This is a genomic window from Burkholderia sp. HMSC10F09 (assembly GCF_001806955.1).
GTDB lineage: Bacteria > Pseudomonadota > Gammaproteobacteria > Burkholderiales > Burkholderiaceae > Burkholderia > Burkholderia multivorans.
In genome coordinates this window covers 1-2,236 of record NZ_KV786855.1, presented here as the reverse complement: position 1 = coordinate 2,236, position 2,236 = coordinate 1, and the positions used below count along the sequence as shown (strand labels likewise).

Below are 2,236 nucleotides of genomic sequence, written 5' to 3'. Positions count from 1 at the left end.
CGGCGTCGGCGCGCGGCGGCCGATGCGGCGGCCTTTGCCGTGCGCCGGCGGCCGACAGACGGTTACGAAATTTACATCTTTCCGGCCGCGCCAGCGCATCCGCGACGCCGCCGCGCGCCGCCGCATGCCGTCGCGCGCGGCACGTAAGCGCGACACGTGCCGGTACAATGCAGCGATTCGCGCGACGCCGGACGGCCGCGACAACAACAGACGACACGACAGGAGACGCATCACGATGGCTTCAACGGACAGCATCCCGCAGGCGCCGGCCCGATCCTCGCTGATCGACGCCGGCACGATTTCGGCCCGCCTCGACCGGCTGCCGCCGACGCGCAGCGTGTGGAAGCTCGTCGTGCTGCTGAGCCTCGGCTTCTTCTTCGAACTCTACGATCTGCTGTACAGCGGCTACGTCGCGCCCGGTCTCGTGAAAAGCGGGATCCTCAGCGCGACGACGCACGGGCTGTTCGGCACGACGGGCGTCGCGAGCTTCATCGCCGCGCTGTTTTCGGGGCTGTTCGTCGGCACGATCGCCTGCGGCTTTCTCGCCGATCGCTTCGGCCGCCGCGCGATCTTCACGTGGTCGCTGCTGTGGTACACGGCCGCGAACGTCGTGATGGCGTTCCAGGACACCGCGACGGGGCTGAATTTCTGGCGCTTCGTCGTCGGCCTGGGCCTCGGCGTCGAGATGGTGACGATCGGCACGTACATCTCCGAGCTCGTGCCGAAGCAGATTCGCGGTCGCGCGTTCGCGTGCGAGCAGGCGGTCGGTTTCGTCGCCGTGCCGGTGGTCGCGTTCCTCGCGTATCTGCTCGTGCCGCGCGCGCCGTTCGGCCTCGACGGCTGGCGCTGGGTCGTGCTGATCGGCGCGCACGGTGCGATCTTCGTCTGGTGGATTCGCCGCGAACTGCCGGAAAGCCCGCGCTGGCTCGCGCAGCAGGGCCGGCTCGACGAAGCCGATCGCGTGATGCGTGCGCTCGAAGCGAAGGTCGAGGCCGAATACGGGCGGCCGCTGCCGGCGCCCGCCCCGGCGGAGCCGGTTGCCGAACGCGGCAGCTTCCGCGACATGTGGGTGCCGCCGTATCGTAGCCGCACGATCATGATGACGATCTTCAACGTGTTCCAGACGGTCGGCTTCTACGGGTTCGCGAACTGGGTGCCGACGCTGCTGATCAAGCAGGGGATCACGATCACGTCGAGCCTGATGTATTCGAGCGTGATCGCGCTCGCCGCGCCGATCGGCCCGCTGATCGGGCTCGTGATCGCGGACCGCTTCGAGCGCAAGTCGGTGATCGTCGCGATGGCGGCGACGGTGCTCGTCTGCGGGCTGCTGTTCAGCCAGACGACGATCGGCGCGCTGCTGATCGTGCTCGGCATCGGCCTGACGCTCGCGAGCAACATCATGTCGTACAGCTTCCATGCGTATCAGGCCGAGCTGTTCCCGACGTCGATCCGTGCGCGCGCGGTCGGCTTCGTCTACTCGTGGAGCCGCTTCTCGGCGATTTTCTCGTCGTTCGTGATTGCCGCGGTGCTCAAGGGCTTCGGCACGGTCGGCGTGTTCGCGTTCATTGCGGGCGCGATGGCGATCGTGATGGCCGCGATCGGCATCATGGGGCCGCGCACGAAGGGCATCGCGCTCGAAGCGATCTCGCGATGAGACGGTGCGCGCGGCACGGTCACGCGTTGAAACAACCGTAACGAAACGCAAATCCGCGGCGAAACGGGCGCCGCGTCGCTGCCGATTTCGCCGTGCACGCGTAGAATCGTAGCCCTGACGACTCATTAGCTCACCATCGGACCGGGCGCGCGGCATCGGCGCACGGCTTCCGCCGCGAAGAGGCGTCGACATCGCGCGCATTGCGTCGCGCCGACCGTCTCGATGGCTTTTCGCGCAATGCGTGCCGCTCGCCCTGCGCGAGCGCCGCCCCGGCCGATGGTCAACGACCGCATGATGCTTTCCGACCTGACGCGGCGAGTCGCTCGACCGCGTCGCCGTACCCTCGCAGTGGCCGCCTGCATGTGGCTCGCTGCCGTCCCGTCCCTGTCCGTCGTCGCGCCGTCTGCCACGTGGGCTGCGTCCGATACGCCGTCGTCCGCGACGGCGGGATCGTCGCCGGCCGCTTCGGCGGCGCCCGCGGCTTCGCGTCCCCATTCCGAAAGCGGAGCGTCCGGTGCGTCGGCCGCTTCGGCCGCGCCCGCAGCTTCGCGTCCGCATGCGGCAAGCGGTGCATCGGCGGCC

Annotated in this window: 1 protein-coding gene and 1 pseudogene; one reads left to right on the top strand and one right to left on the bottom strand. The window is 68.8% G+C overall.

Features of this window, described 5'->3' with window-relative positions; all coding sequences use genetic code 11:
- Positions 1-235: 235 nt before the first annotated feature.
- Positions 236-1,654, top strand: a complete 1,419-nt coding sequence (locus tag HMPREF3115_RS22900) for an MFS transporter (protein ID WP_059937756.1) — start codon at positions 236-238, stop codon at positions 1,652-1,654.
- A gap of 125 nt (positions 1,655-1,779) precedes the next feature.
- Here HMPREF3115_RS22900 and HMPREF3115_RS32025 read toward each other — a convergent pair.
- A pseudogene (locus tag HMPREF3115_RS32025) lies at positions 1,780-2,236 on the bottom strand (hypothetical protein); the annotation flags it as partial.